The following is a 23,642-nucleotide window of genomic DNA, read 5'->3' as shown; positions in this document are numbered from 1 at the left end:
CCCGATGACGTCACACTGAACCATCCCGAGTATTGGCAGCCTGTGATACAGGGCATGGTTGATGTTATGCACAGCGATTATGGCACCGCGCGGCGTTCAGCGCAGGGTGCCGAATACACCATGGCGGGCAAGACGGGCACCGCACAGGTTGTGGGGATCGCCCAGGATGCCGAGTACAACCCGGAAGAGCTCGCAGAGCGCCATCTCGACCATGCGCTGTTTGTCACCTTCGCGCCGGTCGAAGATCCCAAAATAGCCGTGGCCGTGGTGGTCGAAAACGGCGGCGGTGGTTCCAGTACTGCGGCGCCGATTGCGCGCGAGGTGCTCGATGCCTGGTTGACCGATGATTATGTGAACGATCTGGCGGGGGATAAATGATTCATCGTGACTTTCAGCGCACGCTCTCCGACAGTTCGGCGCATCTGAGTCGGCCTACCGGGCTCTGGAGTTACACCCATCTGGATGCCTGGCTGCTGCTGATGCTGCTGTCGCTGTGCGGTTTTGGTCTGTTTGTGCTCTACAGCGCCTCCGAGCGGGATCTGGGCTACGTAGAGCGTCAGGCCGTGCGCATGGCCGCCGGCTTTTTTGTCATGTTCGTGCTGGCGCAGTTTCGTCCCCGAACCTTTGAACGTATCGGTATCTGGGCCTATGTGGCCGGGGTCGGGCTGCTGATTGGCGTGCTGCTGTTCGGTGTAGGGGCCAAAGGCGCGCAGCGCTGGATCGAGATCGCGGGCTTCCGTTTCCAGCCGTCGGAAATCATGAAGCTGGTCCTGCCCATCGTAGTGGCCGGGTTCCTGGCGAAAAAGAGTCTGCCGCCCACCATGCCGCGGCTGTTCGCCGCGCTGGCGCTGATCGGTGTACCCACGGTATTGATCATGAAGCAGCCGGATCTCGGAACCTCCCTGCTGATTGCCGCTTCCGGTGTTTTCGTGATTCTGTTTTCCGGGGTTTACTGGCGCTGGATTTTCCTTGCCCTGGCGCTTGCCGGCGCGGCCTTGCCGGGCCTGTGGATGGTTATGAAAGAGTATCAGCGTCAGCGAGTACTTACTTTTCTTGATCCCGAGAGTGATCCGCTGGGTGCGGGCTGGAATATCATTCAGTCGAAAACAGCGATCGGTTCCGGCGGGCTGTCCGGCAAGGGCTGGCTGCACGGTACCCAGTCGCAGCTCGATTTTCTGCCGGAGTCCCACACCGATTTCATTATTGCCGTGATCGGTGAGGAACTGGGGATGACTGGCGTGATCGTACTGTTGACGCTTTACCTGCTGATCATCGGCCGTGGCCTGGTCATCGCGGTACAGGCGCAGGACAGTTTCTCCCGCCTGTTGGCGGGCAGTGTCACGCTGACGTTCTTTGTGTATGTGTTCGTCAATATCGGCATGGTCAGTGGCATTCTGCCGGTGGTGGGTGTACCTCTGCCCATGGTGAGTTATGGCGGAACATCGATCGTGACGCTGATGGCCGGATTTGGCATTCTGATGTCGATCCAGACCCATAAACAGATGCTGAATCGCTAAACACCTTTGGAGATCATGATGAAACAAGCACTACGTTCAGGGATAGCACTCGGTGCCACGGTCCTTGGGTTGACGCTGCCGCTGGCGGTTCAGGCCGGTTCCAAGCCGGACAATTACGCCGATCGCCCCGAAGCCCAGGCGCTGTACGAAACTCTGGAGGCGGAAGGCTTCGAACGTGACTATCTGCGTTCGGTGCTCAACGACGCCGAGCAGCAGGAGTCGATTCTCAAGGCGATGTCGCGCCCGGCGGAAAAGCGTCTGACCTGGGGTGAGTACCGCAACATCTTTATCCAGCCCAAGCGCATCGAACGTGGCGTGGCGTTCTGGCAGAAACATGAAGACACGCTGGCGCGCGCCGAGGCGGAGTTTGGCGTACCGGCAGAAGTTATCGTCGCGATTATCGGCGTGGAAACGCACTATGGCCGCATCATGGGCAACTACCGGGTGCTGGATGCACTGGCGACCCTGGGCTTCGATTACCCCCGCCGCAGCGAGTTTTTCCTGGGGCAGCTGGAAGACTACCTGCGCATGACCCGTGAGGAGTCGATCGAGCCCGGTACCCTGAAAGGCTCCTACGCCGGCGCCATGGGCTTCGGTCAGTTCATTCCGTCGAGCTTCAGACACTATGCCATCGATTTTGATGGTGACGGCAAGCGTAATATCTGGTCCAACCCGGTGGACGCCATCGGCAGTGTGGCCAACTATTTCGCCGAGCATGACTGGAAAACCGGTGAGCCGGTACGCGCCAACGTGGTGATGGGAACACCGGCGGATCCCGAGTGGATTAACGCCGGACTGAAGCCGGAGGTGACCCTGGCGCAGTGGCGCGAGCGTGATATCCGCACCCACAAGGGGCTGGATATGGCGCAGCCAGCGACGCTGATGCGGCTGGAAATGGCCGATGGCGATCACTACTGGTTTGGTCTGCACAACTTCTATGTGATCACCCGTTATAACCACAGCCGCCTTTACGGCATGGCGGTGTACGAACTGAGCCAGGCGATTGCCGAGGCCAGAAACAGCAATTAAACGAGGTAATCCGATGGCACGATTGGGAGCGCTGCTGCTGTTTGTCCTGGTGGGATTGGCGGGCTGTGCATCGACGGGTGGAGACAGTGACAACCCCAATGCCGGCCGCTATGCCATGAAGCATGACCGCTATCCGGACACGCCGGCGGATGTTTCCAACGTGCCTGACGCCGTGCCCCGGGTCGAGCCGCACAGCCGGGGCGGTAATAAAAGCCCTTACCGGGTGCTGGGCAGGAAGTACCACGTTTTGCCCTCGGCCATCGGTTACCGCAAGGAGGGTACCGCCTCCTGGTATGGCGAGAAGTTTCACGGCCATCTGACCTCCAATGGCGAGGTCTATGACATGTACAAGATGTCGGCGGCCCACAAGTCGCTGCCACTGCCGAGTTATGTACGTGTCACCAATCTGTCCAACCGGCGTCAGGTGATCGTCCGGGTCAACGACCGGGGGCCGTTCCACGATAGCCGGTTAATCGATCTATCCTACGCCGCCGCGGCGAAACTGGGGATGCTCAACCACGGTACCGCCCGGGTTGAGGTGGAAGCGATCGACCCTGTCGCCTGGAACAGCAGCAATGTGCTGGCCAGTGCGGAGCCGGTCCTCCAGTCGCCTGCCGCCGCAACGCCACACACTTCGGTGGCGGGGCGTTATCTCCAGGTGGGGGCTTTTTCCAGCGACGCGGCGGCGCGCCGGGTTCAGACCAAGCTGATCCCCGCGGCCCAGGGCAGTCAGGTGCAGGTAAAGAGCGTCGAACGGGATGGACGTTCGCTGTACCGGGTGCTGATCGGTCCCCTGTCCGCCGAGGTCGTGGCCAGTGATTTGATATCCAGGGTCCAGGCCGCAGGCCTTTCGTCACCGATCTTGGTAGACTACCCCTGAGTACAACCCCTGATTCGCCGGCCGGGGAACGAATAGCCGTTCCATCGGTCCATCTGTCGTTGATTTCTAACTACCCGATGAAGAAAACCATGTTGCAGAGACTTTTTCGCTCCCCCCTCGCACTGTTATCGGCTCTTTTGTTCACCCTGTTTGCGCTGAATGTGCAGGCGGCCAGCACCATGGTGCCGGCGCCTCCGCAGATTGCGGGTACCGCCTACCTGGTCATGGATGGCGATACCGGTGAGGTGCTGTTGTCCGAGAACGCGGATCAGCGCTTCGCGCCGGCGAGCCTGACCAAGATGATGACCAGCTACATCGTTGAGTACGAGATGTCGGAAGGGAATATTTCCGAGGACGACATGGTACCGATCAGCGAGAAAGCCTGGCGCACCGAGGGTTCTCGGATGTTTGTCCGCGAGGGCACCCAGGTACGTCTGGGCGATCTGCTCAAGGGCGTGGTGATCCAGTCGGGTAACGATGCCTCCGTCGCGCTGGCTGAATATGTGGCCGGCAGCGAAAGCGCCTTCGCCGACCTGATGAACCAGCATGCGAAGCGACTGGGGCTGAAAAACACCCACTTTGAAAATGCCACCGGCCTGCCGCACGAGAACCACTACTCGTCGCCGCACGACCTGGCACTGATCGGCCGGGCACTGATCAACAGTTTCCCGGAGCATTACGCGATCTACTCCGAGAAGTACTTCACCTACAACAAAATCCGCCAGCCCAACCGCAACCGTCTGCTGTGGCGCGATGACAGCGTGGATGGCATCAAGACCGGCCATACCGATGAGGCGGGATACTGCCTGGTAGCGTCGGCCAAGCGTGACGGCATGCGCCTGATCACTGTTGTGCTGGGAACCAAGAGCGATGAAGCCCGTGCCCAGGAGTCGCAGAAACTGCTCTCCTACGCCTTCCGTTTCTACCGCACCCGCCAGCTGTATGCCGCCAACCAGGTGCTGAACCAGGCACGTGTCTGGGGCGGCGCGGCTGATCAGGTTCGTCTGGGGCTGAGCGAAGACCTGGCGGTGACTATCCCGCGTGGTCAGGACGATCAGCTGGCGGCCAACCTGGATCTGAACAAGGTGATCAAGGCGCCGATCGACCAGGGCCAGGTGCTGGGGCAGGTTGTCGTCTCCCTGGGTGACGAAACCGTCAAGTCAGTGCCGCTGGTGGCGCTGGAAGCGGTGCCCGAGGGCGGCTTCTTCAAGCGAATCTGGGATGAGATCCTGCTGTTCTTCACCGGCCTGTTCAAGTAGGCACCCGGACCCTAAGCCTTTACAATAAAGGCTAAAGCCGGAAACGGAGTCTCGAAATGAGTTCCGATATTGTCTACCTTGATGGTGCTTACATAGCGGCGCAGGAAGCGAAAGTCTCGGTGTTTGACCGGGGCTTTCTTTTTGGGGATAGCGTCTATGAGGTGATCCCTTACTACCGCGGTGTCAGTTTTCGTCTCGAACCTCACCTGAAGCGGCTGGAACACAGCCTGGCCGCATTGAGGATACCGCTGACGCTGGACTGGCCGGCGGTGCTGGATGAGCTGGTGAGCCGCAATGGCGGTGGCAACCTCTCCGTTTACCTGCAGGTGACGCGGGGCGATGCCGGTCGGCGTACACCGGTATACGATGCCAGCATGAAACCTACCGTTTTTGCCTGCTGCAATCCGATCCGCGATATCTATGCGGACGGTGCAGACGGCGTTGCCGGTATCGGTGTGATTGTTACCGCGGATCTGCGCTGGCACCGCTGTGATATCAAGGCCAACGGTCTGCTGCCGAACATTCTGGTGCTGCAGCAGGCGCGGGAAGAGGGCGCCGACGAGGCCCTGATGATCAGGGACGGCGTGCTGACGGAGGGTGGCTCCTCCAATCTGTTTATTGTCAAAAGCGGGGTGCTCTATACCCCGAAACTCGGTTCGGAAATCCTGGGTGGTACCACCCGCGAGCTCGTTCTGGAGCTGGCGCGCGCTGCCGGTATCCCCTACCAGGAGACCGATCTGAGTTACGAGAATCTGCTCGAGGCGGACGAGGTGTGGATATCCAGTTCGACCCGAGCCGTAGTCCCGGTGCTGAGGGTGGATGGAAAGACGGTCGGAGATGGCACGAAAGGGCCGCTCTGGCGCAGGATGTTTGAGCTTTTCAGCCAGTTTCATCGCCGGTTGATGACCGGAGAAGAGTAATGAGTGATACACCTGAAGCCCCGAAGATCGAGTTCCCCTGTGAGAACTACCCGATCAAAGTGGTGGGGTTCAATGAAGATAACTTCCGTGGTTTCGTGATTGAAACCGTGCAGATCCACGTACCGGATCTCGATATCAGCCAGGTTACGGTGGCGGAAAGCCGTACCGGCAAGTACCTCTCTGTGCGCCTGAACATCACCGCCCACAGCGAGCAGCACCTGAAGACCCTGCACGAAGACCTGAAGGCCTCGGGCCGCGTGCAGACGGTTCTCTGATGGCGGTCGCGGACGAACTGATCGTACGTGAGCTCGGGCTTCAGCCCTACGAGCCCACCTGGCACCGGATGCAGGCATTTACCGACCAGCGTGATGCACAGACGGTGGACGAGATCTGGCTGCTCGAACATGAGCCGGTCTTTACCCAGGGGCAGGCGGGCAAGGCGGAACACCTGCTGAACCCGGGAGAGATCCCGGTGGTACAGGTGGACCGGGGTGGCCAGGTGACCTACCACGGTCCGGGCCAGCTGATCGCCTACCTGATGATCGACCTGCGTCGGCGCAATATCGGCGTGCGTGACACCGTCAGCCTGATGGAGAAGGCGGTGGTCAGCGTGCTTGCCGACTTCGGGGTCGATGCCTATCCCAAGCCGGATGCCCCCGGTGTCTATGTCGACGGAGCCAAGATCAGCTCCCTCGGACTCCGTGTGCGACGCGGTGCGACCTTCCACGGGCTGGCGCTCAATCTGGACATGGAGATGGAGCCTTTTCTGCGCATTAACCCCTGCGGTTATGCCGGGCTGGCCATGACACAGTTGAGTCAGCTCGCCCCCGATGCTGATTTGGCATCGGTGCCTGCGAAGCTAGTCAATTACTTGATCGCAGAAATCGGGTATACTTCTGTTTCTCGAATAACCAGTTGGGACGAATAGTTCTATGTCAGACTCCCGCGAAAAAAGCACCCACCGCGTAGAACAGGGTGTCAAACTGCGTGGCGCAGAAAAGGTGGCGCGCATTCCGGTCAAGGTGATCCCGACCGAAAAAGACGCCATGCCGCGCAAGCCGGAATGGCTGCGTGTCCGCATGGGTTCCAACACGGAAGTCAAACGTATCAAGGCGAAACTGCGCGAGCACAAGCTTGCCTCGGTCTGTGAAGAAGCCAGCTGTCCCAACCTGGGCGAGTGCTTCAGCCACGGTACCGCCACGTTCATGATCATGGGTGATATCTGCACCCGTCGCTGCCCGTTCTGTGATGTGGCGCACGGCCGTCCCAACGCTCTGGCCGAAGATGAGCCGCGTGAACTTGCAGAAGCGATCACCGACATGGGCCTGAAGTACGTGGTCATCACCTCCGTGGATCGTGACGATCTGCGTGATGGCGGTGCCCAGCACTTTGCCAACTGCATCCGCGAAACCCGTGAGCGCAGCGATTCCATCCAGATTGAAACCCTGGTGCCGGATTTCCGCGGCCGCATGGATATTGCGCTGGAGATCCTCAGCCAGACCCCGCCGGATGTGTTTAACCACAACCTGGAAACCGTGCCGCGTCTGTACCGCCAGGTACGTCCCGGCGCCGACTACGCCTGGTCACTGGAACTGCTCAAGGGGTTCAAGGCACTGCGTCCTGAGGTCCGTACCAAGTCCGGTCTGATGGTCGGTGTTGGTGAGAGCAACGAAGAGATCGTCGAAGTACTCAAGGATCTGCGTGCCCATAACGTGGACATGGTCACCATCGGCCAGTATCTGCAGCCGAGCCGCGATCACCTGCCGGTGGACCGCTTTGTAACTCCGGAAGAGTTCGCCGAGTTTGAACGTGTCGCCCGTGAGCTGGGCTTCTCCCACGTGGCCAGTGGCCCGCTGGTGCGTTCTTCCTACCACGCCGATCTGCAGGCGAAAGGTGAGAAAGTCGGCTGATCTATCGCCGCACTTAATCGTTGAAAACGCGCCATCCGAGGATGTGTAAAAACACTCTCTATACCGACAAAATACCCGCACCAATAAGTGCGGGTATTTTTTTATGCGTCATCTCAAAGGGGAACCCCGGCAGCAGAGCACTCTGTTTCCAGAGAGCTTAGATGATTATGTCTCGGCAGATAATCCTGTCAGGGTTATCGATGCCTACATGGATTCATTGGATATGCTAGCTCTGGGCTTTACTCAGGCCGCTACCAAACACACCGGTCGCAAACCCTATGACCCGGCCGATCTCCTTAAACTCTATACCTACGGGTACCTCAATCAAGTGCGTAGTACCCGTAGGCTAGAGAAAGAGTGCCACCGCAACGTCGAAGTACTGTGGCTGATGAAGCGATTGGCGCCCGACTTCAAGACACTGGCTAACTTCCGTCAACAAAACAGCAAAGCCATACGCGAGGCCTGCCGCGGCTTCATTCAGTTTTGCCGTGAAGCGAGCCTACTTGATAGTCGGATGATAGCGATTGATGGCAGCAAGTTCCGAGCTGCCGCCAGCATGAGTAAAACTTATAACCGTAAGCAGCTCGACGCTCTCCAGAAACGCTTAAACCGCAAGATTGATGATTACCTGCACCTGATGGCTAAATCCGAGCAATCGGGTACGAACGACAAAGGCTCCATCCACGAGGCATTGAGTCAGCTCCAGAAGCGCAAAGTAAGGCTCGACGGGCTCTCAGGCTCTCTAGATAAAGGGGCATCACAGTGCTGTGAAACCGAGCCTGAGGCCAAGCGTATGCGCTCCGGCCGGGAAGGCATTGTGGTTGGATATAACGTACAAAGTGCCGTTGACGTAGAGACTGGTCTGATCGTCCATCATGAGGTCACGACCGAAGGTAGCGACAACCGTCAATTGGAGCCGATAGCAACGACTGCAAAGTCGGAGCTTGGTGCAGATACACTTCAAGTTCTCGCCGATGCAGGCTACTCCAATGGGGAGCAGTTGGAGCGATGTGAGGAGCAAGGCATCGAACCCGCAGTTCCGGTCAATCGCGCTGTTAACAATAAGGGGAACTACTTCCAGAAAAGTGAGTTTACCTACGACAGTGAGCAAGATCAGTTTACTTGCCCAGCCGGTCAGTTGTTGACCTACCAGACCTACAATCGCAAGAAAAAGCACCGCCTATATGCCCGGACTGGTTGTAACGCCTGTCCCTTGCAGGGCCGGTGCACAAGCGCTGATAAACGCTGGGTCACCCGACACTTCAATGAAGACGCACTGGATCGTTCCCAGCAAAGAGTTGATGAAAACCCAGGTTTAATGCGGTTACGAAGTGCCGTTGTCGAGCGTCCGTTTGCTCAACTTAAGCACAATATGGGTATGCGGCGTTTCAGATGTTGGGGGCAATCCGGTGCAGAATCAGAAATGGGGTTGGCGGTTATGGCTTACAACTTAAATCGCATGATCAATGCTCTTGGGGTCCAGAGAATGCTGCAACTGATCTGATAGATAGATGGGTTGTGAATTAGTCGCGCTCAGAAACGAAGAACCCTGCCAAATGACAGGGTTCTTTACCCGGGCCTGAGGAAACTGTGTTTTTACACACTCTCATCCGGCGCGTTTTTTGCGTTTTAAGCCCCGCTTTTCAGATAGGAAGAGCTGTCCAATGGGGCTAACAATTCTGCCGCGATTAACTGCCGCACCGGTGCCAAACGGCGCGCCGAGCGGTTCCTGTCATAGTGGATCCGGGCCTGGATCAATATCTGCCTCTGTTTCCGTGAATCTTGCTTGGCCGTGCTTGTGAATGCTGCGACTGCACTATAAATTAGTAATATCTAAATTATAGGAGTCCAGTCATGGCTACCAAACGCATATCCATCACTGCGGAGATGGGACCAAGCTTCGCGATCAAGTCCGACATCCGCGGCCACAACGTTGTGATCGATCAACCTACAGCCGGGGGTGGTACGGACCTGGGACCGACGCCGCTGGAATATTTCCTGTTTTCCCTGGCCGGCTGTGTCGGATCCATCGCACGTATCGCAGCTGCGCAGCAGAAACTCGATCTGCGCGGCATGCGTGTGGTGGTTGAGGGCGACCTGAACCCGGCGGGGCTGCTGGGCAAGCCCAGCGACGACCGGGTCGGCTTCCAGACCATCGAAATCAGTGCCGAGATCGATGCGGATATGAGCGACGAGGCCAAGCAGGCGTTTCTGGACGAGGTATGCGCCCGCTGTCCGCTGCATGACAATATCCACTACACCACCGTTGTGGTGCATGAGTTGAGTGCCGCCGGCTGCATCGCCTGAGACCCACTCCGGCAATCCCCGAACTGTCATTTTTCTCCCCTAGACTGGCTGCCTGCTGATGCGGCCAGTCACTTCCCTGCGAGTTTCTACTGGTCAATCGGCATGATTTATGCTGCACTGCGGTATTGTGCCGGCGTGCTCCGGTTAACCTGCTTGAATGGATAAGGAGATTGCATATGAGCCTGAGTCTGGAAGGTAAACGTGGAGTGATCCTGGGGATTGCCAACCGCCACAGTATCGCTTACGGCTGTGCCAAGGTGCTCGCCGAGCTGGGAGCAGAGCTTTGTGTGACCTATCTGAACGAGAAGGCCAAGCCTTACGTTCAGCCGCTGGCGGACGAGCTGGGTGCCAAGCTGCTGCTGCCCTGTGATGTCTCGGTCGAAGGTGAGCTTGAGTCGGTTTACCATGAGATGGAAAAGCACTGGGGCACGATCGATTTTGCCGTGCACTCCATCGCCTGGTCACCGCTGGATGAGCTGCATGGTCGTCTGGTGGATAGCAGCGGCGACGGCTTCTGCAAGGCGATGGATATCTCCTGTCATTCGTTTGTACGCATGGCGAAACAGTCCCAGCGCCTGATGCCGGATGGCGGTACGCTGCTGACCATGAGCTACGAAGGCGCGGAGAAGGTGGTTGATCATTACAACCTGATGGGGCCGATCAAGGCAGCGCTGGATAGCTGCGCACGCTATCTTGCTTCGGAGCTGGGTGAGCAGCAGATCCGGGTGCACTCCATCTCGCCGGGCCCGATGCCGACCCGGGCGGCCAGCGGTATCGACCACTTTGATGAACTGATGGAGGACGCGACCAGCAAATCCCCGCTGAAGCGCCTGGGCACACCGGACGAGGTGGGTGCACTGGCGGCGTTCCTGATCAGCGATCTGGCGAAAACCCAGACCGGTAACCGCGTCTTCGTGGATGCCGGGCGTCACCTGATCGGCTAAAGAGCCTGACGGGAGGGGAGCAGTCTGCTAGAGCCCCTCAAGCTCCAGCCCGGGGCGGCCAAGCAGGTAGCCCTGGGCGTAGTCGATACCCGCCTCCCGGACCAGCTGCAGTACCTCTTCGGTCTCTACAAACTCCGCCACGGTCTTCACGTTCAGCTCCTTGGTGAGCTGGGTGATACTGGTCACGAACGCCATATCCCGCTGGTCGTGGGCCATGTTGGCGATGAACTCACCCTCGATTTTGACGAAGTCGATCGGCAGGTATTTCAGGTAATGGAAGGACGAGAAGCCTGAGCCGAAATCGTCTATCGCCAGCTGGTACCCCTGATCCTTCAGGTTGTGGACAAACTTCTCCAGCAGGGACATGTTTTTCACCGTGTCGCGCTCGGTAATTTCAAACACGATGCGGGTCGGGTCGATCCGGTACTCCTCAACCAGCGCGTGGATCCGCTTGAGGAAGTCAGCCACCAGGACAGAGCGCGGCGACAGGTTGATGAAGATCAGCCCGTCGTAGCCGGTCTGGCGTACCTTCTCGAACGCCTTTTCGGTAACGATGTAATCGATCAGGTGGACCTTGCCCATGGTCTCGGCGATTTCGATGAACTCGCCGGCACTCATCAACTGGTTGCCGGGCAACTGAATACGGCTCAGGACTTCTACGGCACGGATGCCGTCGCCGGTGGGGCAGATCGGCTGGAACGCGGGCAGAATGCTGCGCTCCTCGATCGCTTTGCTGACCAGCAGGCTCTTCTCGTTCATATCCCGGAAAATGTCCGCCAGGTCCTTGTCGTGGGGCAGCGCGATGCGGTCCTTGCCCTGGGACTTGGCGCGGTACATCAGGTTGTCCACGAACATGAACAGGTCTTTGCGGTTGTCGCCGTGATCCGGGAACACACCCACGCCGATGGAACAGGTGGCGCGGATGGTGCTGCCGTCGTCGCGCTCCAGGATGTAGCTCTGGGTCGCGTGCAGCAGCCGCTCGGCCAGCGCGCCGGCGGCTTCCAGCGACGCCTCCGGCAGCACCACGACAAATTCATCGCCGCCGTAACGGGCCAGGACTGTGCCGGTTTCCAGCTGCTGTTCCAGTGCATTGGCAAGGCCGGTCAGCAGGCGGTCACCGCAGCTGTGGCCATAGCCATCGTTGATCGCCTTGAAGTTGTCCAGGTCGATTAGCAGCAGGGCGGTTTTGTAGCCGTGGCGGCTGCTGCGATCCAGTTCGTAATCGAGCAGCTCCCAGAACATACGCTGGTTGTAGAGGTTGGTCAGCGGGTCACGGGTAGCGTAATACTCCAGGTCGCGGGTGTACTTGTAGATCGCCTTGACCGATCCCACCACGTTGAGCAGGGTCGACAGAATGGATTCGATCACCAGCAGCTTGGTCTGGTCGCGCACGGTTTCGGCCTGGACGCCGATACCGACGATACCGCCAATCTTGGGTGTCTCTACCAGCAGGGATTTCGCCTGCAGCTCCACCTCTTCGACGCTCAGATGCAGCGGCTCGCGCTGAGGGTCGGCCACGTTGTGGCGTATTTTGAAATCGCCGATACCAAAGAGGTTACTCTGGATTCGCAGCCGCTCAACGATGGTCCGCTCCATCATGGAACGGCTCTGTTCCGACGGCGGCGAGAGCCAGAATATCTCCAGGTCGAACTGCTCCTCGTCCACCTTGAAGATCGAGAACATGGTGTAGATCGGGATCACCTGGTTAATATCGAGAATCAGCGCGTTGACGTACTCGCGCCAGTCCCGCACCACCTCGGAGGTGATCACGCATTTTTCCAGCAGGCGGATCTCGAACTCGAGCAGATCCTTGTCCACGGCAATGGAGTGAAGCTTGCCCGCCAGGTGCGAGACCTGACCGAAGATACGGTTCAGCTCCTTGAAACCGAACTGCATATCGCGACGTTTGATGGAGTTCAGATCCGCCAGTGACTCCACCTGCTGGATGCTGGAGGTGAGCTGGTCAAGCGAGTCGTTGACGTTGTGGGTGATCCGGCGCACCGACCAGTAGGCCAGGAACAGCGGCAGCGGGGCCAGGGCGAGCAGGTAGAGCAGCAGGCTCTTGTTGGCGGCACTCAACTGGGGCTTCAGGTTCTGGCGCACTTCGATGAGCCCGAGGGTATCGCCGATGCTGGCGTTGGTGTGGCAGGCGGTGCAGACTTCGCGGGCCTTGAGCGGATAAAGCGTGCGCAGGTGGTCGCCATTGGCTATTTCGATAATCTCGCCCTGTTCCAGCGCCTCGGTCATGCGCAGGTCGAATGCGGGTTGCTCGATATGGCCGAATTTCTCCATCACCACCGGGCCCCGCAACACCGAGACTCTCAGGGTGTCGTTGATATCATCCGATTCCAGCTGGCCGACAAACTGTTCCAGCTGCGTCCGGGTCCAGCCCTGGCTCATCACCAGATACATGGAGTTGAACGTGGTTTCGGCGACGGTACGCGCCACCAGCTTGCCACTTTCGCGAACACTGCTCTGGTAGGCCTGGCTGGCGACGAGCAACAGCACACCGAAGCCCAGTAGAGAGTACAGCAGCGTGCGTTGCAGCAGGTAACGGCGGATGGTGGGTGTTTTTTTGATCATAATCCCAGTACTTCGGATAGACGTATCGAGCCCCGGCGGCAGTTTGCGACCGTTGGTTGTTAAGGCGGGGTTGGTCGATCATACCTGCCCCTGTTTTGAATGAAATCGGTAACACTCCTGGTTGTTTGATCCAGGTCAACGAGGCGCGCTAAGGTCCGCTGCCAGCGGCAACAGCTCCCCGTCCGGCTAGCGCTTGCTCCGCCATACACTGCTGTTGCAGACTTGTTCCACCCATGAAAACCCCTGTCGGGTTTGCGCAAGTCGATCTGTGAGAATCTATGTCCGAGCTGCCCACCGGCCTGGCGATTATCCATGCCAACCGTCTAGAGACCCTGCGTGACCTGATGGTGCGCTGGATGCGTGACAACCCCCTGCCACCGCTGGTGGATGAGCAGATCCTGGTACAGAGTAACGGTATCGCCCAGTGGCTGCGGCTGGCGCTGGCGGCTCCGGTTGCCGAGGGAGGCTGTGGAATCGCCGCCGGGCTCAGTGTGGATCTGCCGTCCGCGTTTCTCTGGCGTGCCTACCGGGCGGTGCTCGGTGAAGAGGCGGTGCCGCGCCAGTCCCCCTACGATAAACCCCAGCTGCGCTGGCGCCTGCTACGGCTGTTGCCGGGGCTTCTGAGCACGCCGGAGTTTGCTTCACTGGCGCAGTATCTGCAGTCAGACCCGGGCGAGCGCAAGGCGTATCAGCTGGCCGAGCACCTGGCGGATCTGTTCGACCAGTACCAGGTGTACCGCGCCGACTGGCTCGCCGACTGGGCCGAGGGGCTCGACCAGATGCGCAGCGCCGAGGGCGATCCGCTGCCGCTGGCGGAGGATCAGCTTTGGCAGCCCAGACTCTGGCGCGAGATCCGCGCCGACCTGGATGAGGCCGAGAACAGCTCCCGGGCCGATCTTCACCAGCGCTTTCTCGATGCCTGCCGGCAGCTGCAGCAACGTCCGCGGGGGTTGCCGCCCCGGCTGATGGTGTTTGGCATTTCAGCCCTGCCGCAACAGATGATCGAAGCACTGGCCGCGCTCTCCGGTCAGCTTCAGGTGATGGTGGCGGTACTCAACCCCTGCCGTTATTACTGGGCCGATATCATCGAGGGCAAGGAGCTGCTGCGGGCCGAACACAAACGCCAGCAGCGGCGTGCCGGGGTTCCGCTGAGCCTGGGCAGTGAAGAGATGCATCTGCATGCGCCGCCGTTGCTGGCGGCCTGGGGAAAACAGGGGCGAGACTATATCCGCCTGCTGGACGAGTTCGATCAGAGTGAGCGTTACCGGCACTGGTTCAATGACAGCCGCATCGACCTGTTCGACGAGCCTGACGAGAACCCGGAGGGCCTGGCGTTACTGCAGCAGCTGCAGCAGGATATTCTCGAGCTCAACCCCATGCCCCAGCCGGCGCGCCCTTTGCCGCCGGCAGATGATTCGCTGGTCTTCCACGTGGCGCACAGTGCGCAGCGGGAGGTCGAGATTCTGCAGGACCAGCTGCTGCGGCGGCTGGACCGGGATCCCGGGCTGAAACCCCGTGACATGATCGTGATGGTGCCGGATATCGGCGTCTACCAGCCGCATATCGAGGCGGTATTCGGACGCCTGGAGCCGGATGATCCCCGCTATATCCCCTACAGCCTGGCGGACCAGTCCAGCCGTGGTCAGGTTCCCCTGCTGGTGGCGCTGGAGCAGCTGCTGCGGCTGCCGGAGCTGCGCCTCGGTGCCAGTGACCTGCTGGATCTGCTGGAAGTACCGGCGCTACAGCGCCGCTACGGGCTGGACCCGGCTGATATCCCCACGCTGCAGCGCTGGATCGACGGCGCGGGTATCCGCTGGGGCCTGGATGCCGCCCACCGTGCCGGTCTGGAGCTGCCGCAGGGGCTGGAGCAGAACGCCTGGCTGTTCGGTATCCGCCGCATGCTGCTGGGCTACGCCATCGGTGACGGTGAGGCCTTTGCCGAGATCGAGCCCTACGACGAAGTGGCCGGTCTGGAGGCCGCCCTGGCAGGCTCCCTGGCGCTGCTGCTCGATGATCTGCGCGAGCTGCTGCAGGGACTTGCTCAGCCGCAGGACGCGTTGGGCTGGCGCGAGCAGCTGAACTGGCTGCTGGAGCGCTTTTTCGAACCGAGCGACGATGCCGACCTGCTGCTGGTCGAACGCCTGAGCGCCGAGCTGCAGGCCTGGACCCAGGGCTGTATCGACGCCGGGCTGAGCGCCGAACTGCCGCTGACCGTGGCGCGGGAGGCCTGGCTTGGCGCCATCGATCAGGGCAGCCTGTCGGCCCGCTTCATGGCCGGGCGGCTGACCTTCTCGACACTGATGCCGATGCGCGCCATCCCGTTCCGGGAGGTGTTCCTGCTCGGTATGAACGACGGCGACTATCCACGGATCAAGCCGCCGCAGGATTTTGACCTGATGGCGCGGCAGTACCGTCCCGGTGACCGCTCCAGGCGTGAGGATGACCGCTACCTGTTCCTTGAGGCGCTGCTCTCCGCCCGCGAGCGCCTGTATATCAGCTGGGTTGGGCGCAGCATCCGTGATAACCAGCCGCAGCCGCCATCGGTGCTGGTGGCGCAGCTGCGCGATCACCTGGAGCAGGGCTGGAGCAGCGATGGCGCCGAGGTGCTGGCGCAACTGACGCTGGAGCACCCGTTGCAGCCGTTCAGTACCAGATATTTTGATGCCTCGGTTACAGCGGATCCGCGCCTGTTTACCTATGCCCAGGAGTGGCGCGAGATCCATGAGACGGCGGAGCCGGGTGAGCGCGCTGCGTTGCCGGCGGCACTGCCGGATGGTGCACTGACGCTGCAGCGGCTCGGACGCTTCCTGCGTTATCCGGTGCGCAGCTTCTTTAACGAGCGTCTCCATGTCTATTTCCAGCAGCCGGCCGCGCAGCAGGAAGAACATGAGCCCTTTGCCTTCAATCGGCTGGAGCAGTTCCAGCTGGGTCAGGAGATGATCGTCGCCGCCCGGACCGGGGAGGAACCGAACCAGGCATTGAATGAGGAGCTGGCGCGCTGGCGTAGGGCGGGGCGCCTGCCGCTGGGCGAATATGGCCGCCTGTCGCTGCAGCCGATACTGAGCCCGGTGCAGGCGACCCTGCGTCACCTGGAACCGCTGGCAGACTGGGCGCCGCTGCAGGGCGCGCTGGAGATCGCACTGAGGTTCGACGTAGAGGGTGAGCCGGTGCTGATCGAAGACTGGCTCGGCGATGTATCCGAGCAGGAGGGGCGTTATGCGCTGATCCGCACCTCGCCCCAGGCGGTGACCGACAGGAAAGGGCCACGCTGGCACCGCCTGCTGCGTCTCTGGGTCGAGCACCTGTGCGGCTGCGCCCAGGGCTATGACCTGCGCAGCTGGCTGGTGGGACCGGACAGCAGCGTGCTGCTGGAACCTCTCGACCGCGCCGGTGCCCTGGAGATACTCGCCGCTATCATCGGCCACTGGGCCCAGGCGATGCAGACACCACCGCCATTGGCCTGCCGCGCAGGACTGGCCCTGATCACCGAGCCGGAGGACAAAGCGTTGATGGCGGCGTACCAGGCCTACGTCGGCAACAGCCAGGTCAGCGGCGAGGTGCAGGAGGATCCGGCGCTGGCGCGGGCCCGGCCGGACTTCGACGCGCTGGCCGAGCAGGGTCTGGAATCCTGGGCGCGGGCACTTTACCAGCCACTGTTACAGCATGCCCGCGTTGCGGCTACAGGAGAGACCGCATGAGCGACATCATCCAGCTGGATCCACTGCGCTTTCCGCTGCACGGCCGCCGTCTGATCGAGGCCAGCGCCGGTACCGGCAAGACCTACACCATCGCCGCGCTCTACCTGCGGCTGGTACTGGGTCATGGCGACGACGCTGCCTATCCGCGGCCGCTGCTGCCGCCAGAGATTCTGGTGGTGACCTTTACCAACGCCGCCACCCGGGAATTGCGTGAGCGGATCCGGGACCGCCTGGCCGAGGGGGCCCGGGTATTCCGCGGTCAGCAGGCGCCGGGCGACCCCTTCCTGCAGTCATTGCTGGACGAACCCAGGTATACCGACCCGGCGGCCCGGGCCAGCGCCGCTCACCAGCTCGATCAGGCGGCGCAATGGATGGATGAAGCGGCGATCTACACCATCCACGGCTGGAGCCAGCGCATGCTGACCCAGCACGCCTTCGACAGTGGCAGCCTGTTCGACCAGGAACTGGAGGGCGATAACAGCGAGATCGAAGCGGAGGCGGTACGCGATTACTGGCGCACCTTCTGTTATCCACTGTCTGCAGCGGCGGCTCGGGGTTTGAGTGCCCTGGCGCCGGAACCCGATCGGCTCGCCGAGGTGATCCGGCCGCTGATCAACAACAGCGGGGCGGCGCTTTACCAGGCCGGTGAACCCCTGCCGGCCCCGGTGTCACCGGAGGATTTCGCCGCCAGGCTGGTGAGCTGGGAGCAGCAGCGTGAGGCGCTAGAATCCGCTGCCCGTGCGCTCTGGAACAGCGATAACCAGGCTGTTGAAAGCCGGCTGCATGAAGCGGTAGATCGTGGCGCCCTGAGCAAACAGGTTTACAAGCCGGATAAGCTGCCGGAGCAGCTGCAAGCGATGCTGGAGTGGAGCCGGGGTGAGGAGGGCGATAGAAAACTGCTCGACAACTTCAGCAGCGCCAGGCTCAGCGCCAAGACCAACAAGAAATTCCAGCCGGACGGTACGCCGGTGCATCCTGCCTTCGATGCGCTCACCGACCTGGTCGAGCATCTGGCCGCTGCGCCTGACCTGAACCCGGTGCGTCGTCATGCCGCGCTCTGGGTACGTGAGCGGGTCGAGCAGAACAAGCGCCGTGTGGCCAAGCTCGGCTTTGATGACCTGCTGACCCGCCTGGCCGATGCTCTGGCGCAGGGCGAGGCGGGGCAGCGGCTGGCGCGGCAGATCGTGCAGCAGTACCCGGTGGCGCTGATCGACGAGTTCCAGGATACCGACCCGGTTCAGTACCAGAGCTTCAGCAGCATCTACGCCAGCGAGGATCCGGCACGCTCTGCGCTGTTGATGATCGGCGACCCCAAACAGGCGATCTACGCTTTCCGTGGTGCCGATATCCACACCTATCTGCGCGCCCGCCGGGACTGTGCCGGCAAGCTCTATACCCTGGGCACCAACTTCCGCTCCAGCGAGGCGATGGTCGGCGCTGTTAACCGCCTGTTTGAACAGGCGGAAAAAACGCAGCCGCAGGGGGCCTTTCAGTTTGGCAGCGAGGGTGACAGCCCGCTGCCGTTCACCCCGGTAAGTGCCAACGGACGCAAGGAGGAGCTTGAGATCGATGGCGCCACTGGAGCCGCGCTGACCGCCTGGTGGCTGGATTCGGAGGGTGCGGCCAGCAAGCCCGCCTTTCGTGGCACCCTGGCGGAAACCACTGCCAGCCAGATCTGCCGCCTGCTGCGGCTGTCGCAGCAGGGTCGGGCCGGGTTCCGTAAACCGGACGGTGGTCTCGATCCGCTAAGGCCTGGGGATATCGCTATCCTGGTGCGCACCGGCAGTGAGGCGCAGCTGGTGCGCCAGGCGCTGGAAAGGCGTGATGTGCGCAGTGTCTATCTGTCGGACCGGGAATCGGTGTTTGATACCGCCGAGGCACAGGATCTCTGGCGCTGGCTCAAGGCCTGTGCCGAGCCGGAGCTGCCGGGGCTGATCCATGAGGCGCTGGCCAGCCAGACCCTGGGTCTGGCGCTGAACGAACTGGACCGGCTCAACCGGGACGAGCTGCTCTGGGAGTCCCGGGTGGAGCTGTTCCGCAGTCTGCGCGAGCACTGGCGGCGCCACGGTGTGCTGGCGCTGATCCGCCGCTGGCTGGATGCGTTCGAGTTGCCTGCCCGCTTGCTCCAGACGACTGAGGGTGAGCGGGTGCTTACCAACCTTCTGCATTTGGGAGAGATTCTGCAGCAGGCGAGCCTGCTGCTGGATGGCGAGCTGGCACTGGTACGCTGGCTCGCCGAACAGCTGGTGGAGCGCCAGGGCAACGCCGAAGAGCGTGTGCTGCGACTGGAGAGCGACGCCGGCCGGGTGCAGGTGATCACCATCCACAAATCCAAGGGACTGGAGTATCCGCTGGTGTTCCTGCCCTTTATCAGCGATTGCCGTCCGGTCAGCGGCAAGAACAGCAGTTACCTCTACCACGATGAGGAGGGCGGCACCGCCCTGGAGCTGGACAAGAATGACAAAAATGCCCGCGCGCTGGCGGACCGGGAGCGGCTGCAGGAGGATCTGCGCCTGCTCTACGTGGCGCTGACCCGTCCGGTCCATGCCTGCTGGGTCGGTCTGGCCGGTCTCAAGGAGGTGGGTAAGAGCGCACTGGGGCAGTTACTGGCCGGTAGCCAGGCGGATGCCGCCTCCCTGGACAGCGTTTTCGCGGAGCTCTGCGACGGTTCCTCCCTGGCGCTCCAGCCTCTGCCGCAAGCCGACAGCGAACGCCTGCCTGCCAGCAGTGAGGGACTCATACTGCGCCCCGCCGAGCGGGTCACCCGTGCGGCGGAGAGCCTGCGCTGGTGGATCGCCAGTTACTCGGCGATCTGCCGTCCCAAGGGGCAGACCGAGGTGCAGGCGACACCTGCCGAAGCGGCAGAGACCGCCGACGATGACAACGCCCTGGAGACCCGTGACGAACCGAGCGTTCAGCCGGTGGTCGACGGCAACCCGGATATCCACCGCTTCTGGAAAGGTCCCGCTGCCGGTACCTTCCTGCACGGTATGCTGGAGTGGGCCGCCGAGGAGGGCTTTGACCGGGTCGCCGGGAGTGAATCGTTGCGCAACAGCTTCCTGGATCCCCGCTGTCAGCGCCGGGACTGGGAGCCGTGGAAAGCGCTGCTGGATGACTGGCTCAAGCGCCTGCTGAGTACACCGCTGCCGTTGGGATCGGCGGCGTCTGTGAGCCTTGCGCAGCTCGATAACGCCAAAGCGGAGATGGAGTTCTGGTTTGCCAGTGCCCGGGTGCAGGTCAGCGAGCTGGACCGCCGTGTGCAGGCTGCGGTGCTGCAGGGCGAGTCCCGTCCGGAGCTGGAACAGGGCCAGCTCAACGGCATGCTGAAGGGGTTTATCGACCTGCTGTTTGAACATGAGGGGCGCTACTGGGTCGCGGATTACAAATCCAACTGGCTGGGCGCGGATGCCAGCGCCTACACCGAGGCGGCGATGCGCACGGCGATACTGCACAAACGCTACGATCTGCAGTACGTGCTCTATACCCTGGCACTGCATCGCCTGTTAAAGGCGCGTCTGCCCGGGTACGCGGCGGACCCCGCCGCGGGCTATGAGTCCTATGTGGGCGGCGCTGTCTACCTGTTCCTGCGCGGTATCGATGAGCCCCGCCAGCGGGGTGCCTTTGTTGACCGACCTCCGGTTGAGCTGATCCTGGAACTGGATGCCCTGTTTGCTGGTGAAGAGAAGGAGGCGGCCTGTGGATAAGTTTGAATCGGGACAGGAGGATCTGTTCGCCATGGCGCCGGGATTTGACGGCGGCCGGCTCTGGGAGGTGCTGGAGCGCTGGCAGGCGCAGGGCTGGATCCGTGCCCTGGACCTGTCGCTGGCGCGGATGCTGGCCGAGCTGGACCCGAAGGCCGCGCCGGAGCTGCTGCTGGCGGCGGTGCTGTGCAGTCATCAGTTGGGCCGAGGCCACATCTGCCTGGACCTGGAAGCCACCCTGGCTGACCCGGATGCGGCGCTTTCCCTCCCGCCCGAAGGCGCCTACGGCGAGGTGCTGCCGGATCGGCCCAGCGAACTGCTGCAGGGGTTGGCGCTGAATACCTGGCTGGAGCGGATCAACACCTCTTCGCTGGTGCAGACCGGCGCCGGCAATTCACCCCTGGTGCTTCAGCCCGGTAAGCCTGCGCGTCTCTACCTGCGGCGTCAGTGGCGTTACGAGGTGGCTGTGGCAGCAGCGATCCGGGAGAGGGTCGCTGAGTCCTCCCTGCCCGCGACGGTGGATACGCTGGCGCCGGCGCTGGACCGTTTGTTCCCGGACGACGCGCCGCAGCGGGTCGACTGGCAGCGCCTGGCCTGTGCTCTGGCGGCGAAAGGGCGCTTTGCGATCATTACCGGCGGCCCCGGTACCGGTAAAACCACCACAGTGGTGCGTTTGCTGGCGCTGCTGCAGAGCCAGGCGCGGCAGCAGGGCGGCGCACTGCGCATCCGCCTGGCGGCGCCCACTGGCAAGGCAGCGGCACGCCTCACCGAGTCGATCAGCCGGGCGGTCAATTCGCTGCCCGGTGATATGGGCGAGGCTGTGCCCACCGAAGTCAGTACCCTGCACAGGTTGCTGGGGTCGCGCCCGGACAGCCGCCATTTCCGCCATAACGCCGGCAATCCGCTGCATGCCGATCTGGTGGTGGTGGATGAAGCCTCGATGATCGATCTGGAGATGATGCACGCGCTGCTGGGTGCTCTGCCTGGCACCGCCCGCCTGGTTTTGCTGGGTGACAAGGACCAGCTCGCGTCGGTGGAAGCCGGCGCGGTACTTGGTGACCTCTGTCAGCAGGCGCAGCAGGGAGGATATGGCGAAACCACCCTGAGCTGGGCGGAGCAGACCGGCAGCGAAGGCTTACGCCTCTGGTTGCAGGAGAAGGGTGTGGCGGGTGAGCAGCCGCTGGCACAGCAGATCGTCATGCTGAGGCACAGCCACCGTTTCGGTGCCGATAGCGGCATAGGGCAGCTTGCCCGGGCGGTGAATGACGGCGATACCCGCCGGGTGGAAAAAATACTGCTGGCCAACAGCGCCGAGCTGGCGCTGATCGAGCCGGGTACTGAGCCGGGCCGGGCGTTGCAACCGCTGATGCTGGAGGGCGGGCCGCTGGGGCGCAGCCGCGGAGCTCCGGGTTACCGCCACTACCTGGAAAATTTGCACGCTCAGCGTCCCGCGGGCAGCGATTTCTCTGATCCGGTGTGGCAGGCCTGGGGGCGGACGGTGCTGGAGACATTCAGCCGTTTCCGTCTGCTCTGTGCCCTGCGCAAGGGACCCTGGGGTGTGGAGGGACAGAACGGGTTGATCGAACAGGCACTGGCGAGTGCCGGCTTGATCGCGCCCGAAGCGCTCTGGTACGAGGGGCGCCCGGTGATCCTGACCCGCAACGATTACTCGCTGGGTTTGATGAACGGGGATATCGGTATCTGCCTGACGGTGCCGGATAGCGAGGGTGGATCGGTGCTGAGGGTGGTGTTTCCGCTGCCGGATGGCACCCTGAAATGGGTGTTACCGAGCCGGCTGCAGAATGTGGAGACGGTTTTCGCGATGACGGTGCACAAGTCCCAGGGCTCGGAGTTTGCGCATACCGCGCTGGTGCTGCCACCGGGGCCGAACCCGGTGTTGACCCGGGAGCTTGTGTATACCGGCATCACCCGGGCCAGCGACAGCTTTACGCTGGTGCTGCCGTCCCGGGCGCGCCTCTACGAGGCGGTCACCACCCGGGTGCATCGTGCCAGCGCGTTGCGCGAGCGGATCCTGGAATCAGCGTAGCAGGAGCAGCGGCACCGAGGTCTGGCGGATCAGGTTGCTGGTGGTGCTGCCCACCAGCATCTGCCGGATCCGCGAGTGGCCATAGGCACCCATCACCAGCATGTCGGCGCGGCGCATCACCACTTCGTTGAGCAGGGTCTGTTCAACGTCGCCGGCAACGATCTCCGCCGTCACAGCGAACCCGGCCCGGGTCAGCTCCTCCTCGGCGCGCTTGAGCTCCATCTTCACGTCGGTGGTGGACGGGCCGACCATCACCAGATCACAGGGAATACCGCTGAACAGCGGGCTGCCGGCGACCATATCCACTGCCTTGCGTGCCGTGGGGCTGCCGTCGTAGGCGATCAGGAAGCGCTCCGGCGCCTTGAACTCCTCCGTCAGCACGAGCATCGGCCGGTGCAGTGCGCGGATCACCGCTTCCACCTGATGACCCAGCGCCTCGCCGGCGCTGCCGCCGCGTCCAAAGACCAGCAGGCGGGTCTCCTGCTCCAGCTCTTCCAGGGTCTCCACCAGGTCGCCGTGGCGCTGCAGCACCTGGGGCTCGTCGATACCCTGCTCCAGGGCATGATCCCTGGCGGCATCGAGCATCAGCCGGCCCTGCTCGCGGGCCAGCTTGCCGCGGCGTTCATCCAGCGTGGCGAGCTCCTGCAACAGGCTTTCGCGGCTGCCGAGGCCAATCGACCCGGTCAGATCGGTCTCGGTGGGGTACTGACTGCGATCGAGGACGTGCAACAGCTTAAGAGGGGCTTCCAATCTCAGGCTGGCCCAGCTCGCCGCGTCACAGATGGCGGCGGAACGTTCGCCGACGCCGTCAATACAGGCGATTACTTGGTTCATGGGCACTCCTTGG

17 protein-coding genes are annotated in these 23,642 nt (G+C 61.9%); 15 read left to right on the top strand and 2 right to left on the bottom strand.

From position 1 onward, the window contains the following. The 12 genes from ACQUQP_RS20045 to fabI form a co-directional block, all read left to right on the top strand. Window positions 1-378, top strand: a 378-nt coding sequence (locus ACQUQP_RS20045) for a penicillin-binding transpeptidase domain-containing protein (RefSeq protein WP_432696792.1), incomplete at its 5' end; no start/stop codon positions are given. Then, complete coding sequence (gene rodA / locus ACQUQP_RS20040) at window positions 375-1,517, top strand: rod shape-determining protein RodA (protein WP_432696791.1); 1,143 nt, start codon at window positions 375-377, stop codon at window positions 1,515-1,517. The genes ACQUQP_RS20045 and rodA, both read left to right, overlap by 4 nt. An 18-nt stretch (window positions 1,518-1,535) precedes the next feature. Next, complete coding sequence (gene mltB, locus ACQUQP_RS20035) at window positions 1,536-2,546, top strand: lytic murein transglycosylase B (RefSeq protein WP_432696790.1); 1,011 nt, start codon at window positions 1,536-1,538, stop codon at window positions 2,544-2,546. Between the two features lie 13 nt (window positions 2,547-2,559). Then, window positions 2,560-3,426: a septal ring lytic transglycosylase RlpA family protein gene (locus ACQUQP_RS20030; RefSeq protein ID WP_432696789.1), complete on the top strand. Its 867-nt coding sequence runs from the start codon at window positions 2,560-2,562 to the stop codon at window positions 3,424-3,426. Window positions 3,427-3,515: 89 nt separating this feature from the next. Then, entirely contained in the window at window positions 3,516-4,685 is a 1,170-nt protein-coding gene (locus ACQUQP_RS20025; RefSeq protein ID WP_432696788.1) for a D-alanyl-D-alanine carboxypeptidase family protein, read from the top strand. A 56-nt stretch (window positions 4,686-4,741) separates the two neighbouring features. Then, window positions 4,742-5,605, top strand: a complete 864-nt coding sequence (locus tag ACQUQP_RS20020; protein ID WP_432696787.1) for an aminotransferase class IV — start codon at window positions 4,742-4,744, stop codon at window positions 5,603-5,605. Then, complete coding sequence (locus ACQUQP_RS20015; protein WP_432696786.1) at window positions 5,605-5,880, top strand: YbeD family protein; 276 nt, start codon at window positions 5,605-5,607, stop codon at window positions 5,878-5,880. The genes ACQUQP_RS20020 and ACQUQP_RS20015 overlap by 1 nt, the downstream gene beginning before the upstream one ends. Beyond that, window positions 5,880-6,533 carry a lipoyl(octanoyl) transferase LipB gene (lipB, locus tag ACQUQP_RS20010; RefSeq protein ID WP_432696785.1) on the top strand — a complete coding sequence of 218 codons (654 nt, stop codon included), beginning with the start codon at window positions 5,880-5,882 and terminating at the stop codon, window positions 6,531-6,533. Before ACQUQP_RS20015 ends, lipB begins: the two co-directional genes overlap by 1 nt. 4 nt (window positions 6,534-6,537) lie before the next feature. Further along, the gene (gene lipA, locus ACQUQP_RS20005; protein ID WP_432696784.1) at window positions 6,538-7,515 is read left to right on the top strand and encodes a lipoyl synthase; all 978 of its coding nucleotides are present in this window, start codon (window positions 6,538-6,540) and stop codon (window positions 7,513-7,515) included. Window positions 7,516-7,618: 103 nt separating this feature from the next. Then, entirely contained in the window at window positions 7,619-9,019 is a 1,401-nt protein-coding gene (locus ACQUQP_RS20000) for an IS1182 family transposase (protein ID WP_432696783.1), read from the top strand. Between the two features lie 350 nt (window positions 9,020-9,369). Continuing rightward, window positions 9,370-9,822 (top strand): OsmC family protein, encoded by a 453-nt coding sequence (locus ACQUQP_RS19995; protein ID WP_432696782.1) that lies wholly within the window; start codon window positions 9,370-9,372, stop codon window positions 9,820-9,822. A gap of 176 nt (window positions 9,823-9,998) precedes the next feature. Next, window positions 9,999-10,766, top strand: a complete 768-nt coding sequence (gene fabI, locus ACQUQP_RS19990) for an enoyl-ACP reductase FabI (protein WP_432696781.1) — start codon at window positions 9,999-10,001, stop codon at window positions 10,764-10,766. 27 nt (window positions 10,767-10,793) lie between these two features. Here fabI and ACQUQP_RS19985 read toward each other — a convergent pair whose 3' ends face one another. Beyond that, entirely contained in the window at window positions 10,794-13,349 is a 2,556-nt protein-coding gene (locus tag ACQUQP_RS19985; protein ID WP_432696780.1) for a putative bifunctional diguanylate cyclase/phosphodiesterase, read from the bottom strand. Window positions 13,350-13,627: 278 nt separating this feature from the next. Between ACQUQP_RS19985 and recC the strand changes: the two genes are divergently transcribed. The 3 genes from recC to recD are packed head-to-tail and all read left to right on the top strand — an operon-like array spanning window position 13,628 to window position 22,795. Continuing rightward, complete coding sequence (gene recC / locus ACQUQP_RS19980; RefSeq protein ID WP_432696779.1) at window positions 13,628-17,047, top strand: exodeoxyribonuclease V subunit gamma; 3,420 nt, start codon at window positions 13,628-13,630, stop codon at window positions 17,045-17,047. Then, window positions 17,044-20,751 (top strand): exodeoxyribonuclease V subunit beta, encoded by a 3,708-nt coding sequence (gene recB / locus ACQUQP_RS19975; RefSeq protein WP_432696778.1) that lies wholly within the window; start codon window positions 17,044-17,046, stop codon window positions 20,749-20,751. Before recC ends, recB begins: the two co-directional genes overlap by 4 nt. Next, complete coding sequence (recD, locus tag ACQUQP_RS19970) at window positions 20,744-22,795, top strand: exodeoxyribonuclease V subunit alpha (protein WP_432696777.1); 2,052 nt, start codon at window positions 20,744-20,746, stop codon at window positions 22,793-22,795. The genes recB and recD overlap by 8 nt, the downstream gene beginning before the upstream one ends. Here the strand turns inward: recD and ACQUQP_RS19965 are convergent. Beyond that, window positions 22,787-23,629, bottom strand: a complete 843-nt coding sequence (locus ACQUQP_RS19965; RefSeq protein ID WP_432696776.1) for a universal stress protein — start codon at window positions 23,627-23,629, stop codon at window positions 22,787-22,789. The two genes, recD and ACQUQP_RS19965, sit on opposite strands and share 9 nt — an antisense overlap. Window positions 23,630-23,642: the final 13 nt, after the last annotated feature.

This window comes from Marinobacterium sp. YM272, from assembly GCF_050908845.1.
Lineage (GTDB): Bacteria > Pseudomonadota > Gammaproteobacteria > Pseudomonadales > Balneatricaceae > Marinobacterium_D.
This window is presented reverse-complemented; position numbering and strand designations above follow the sequence as displayed.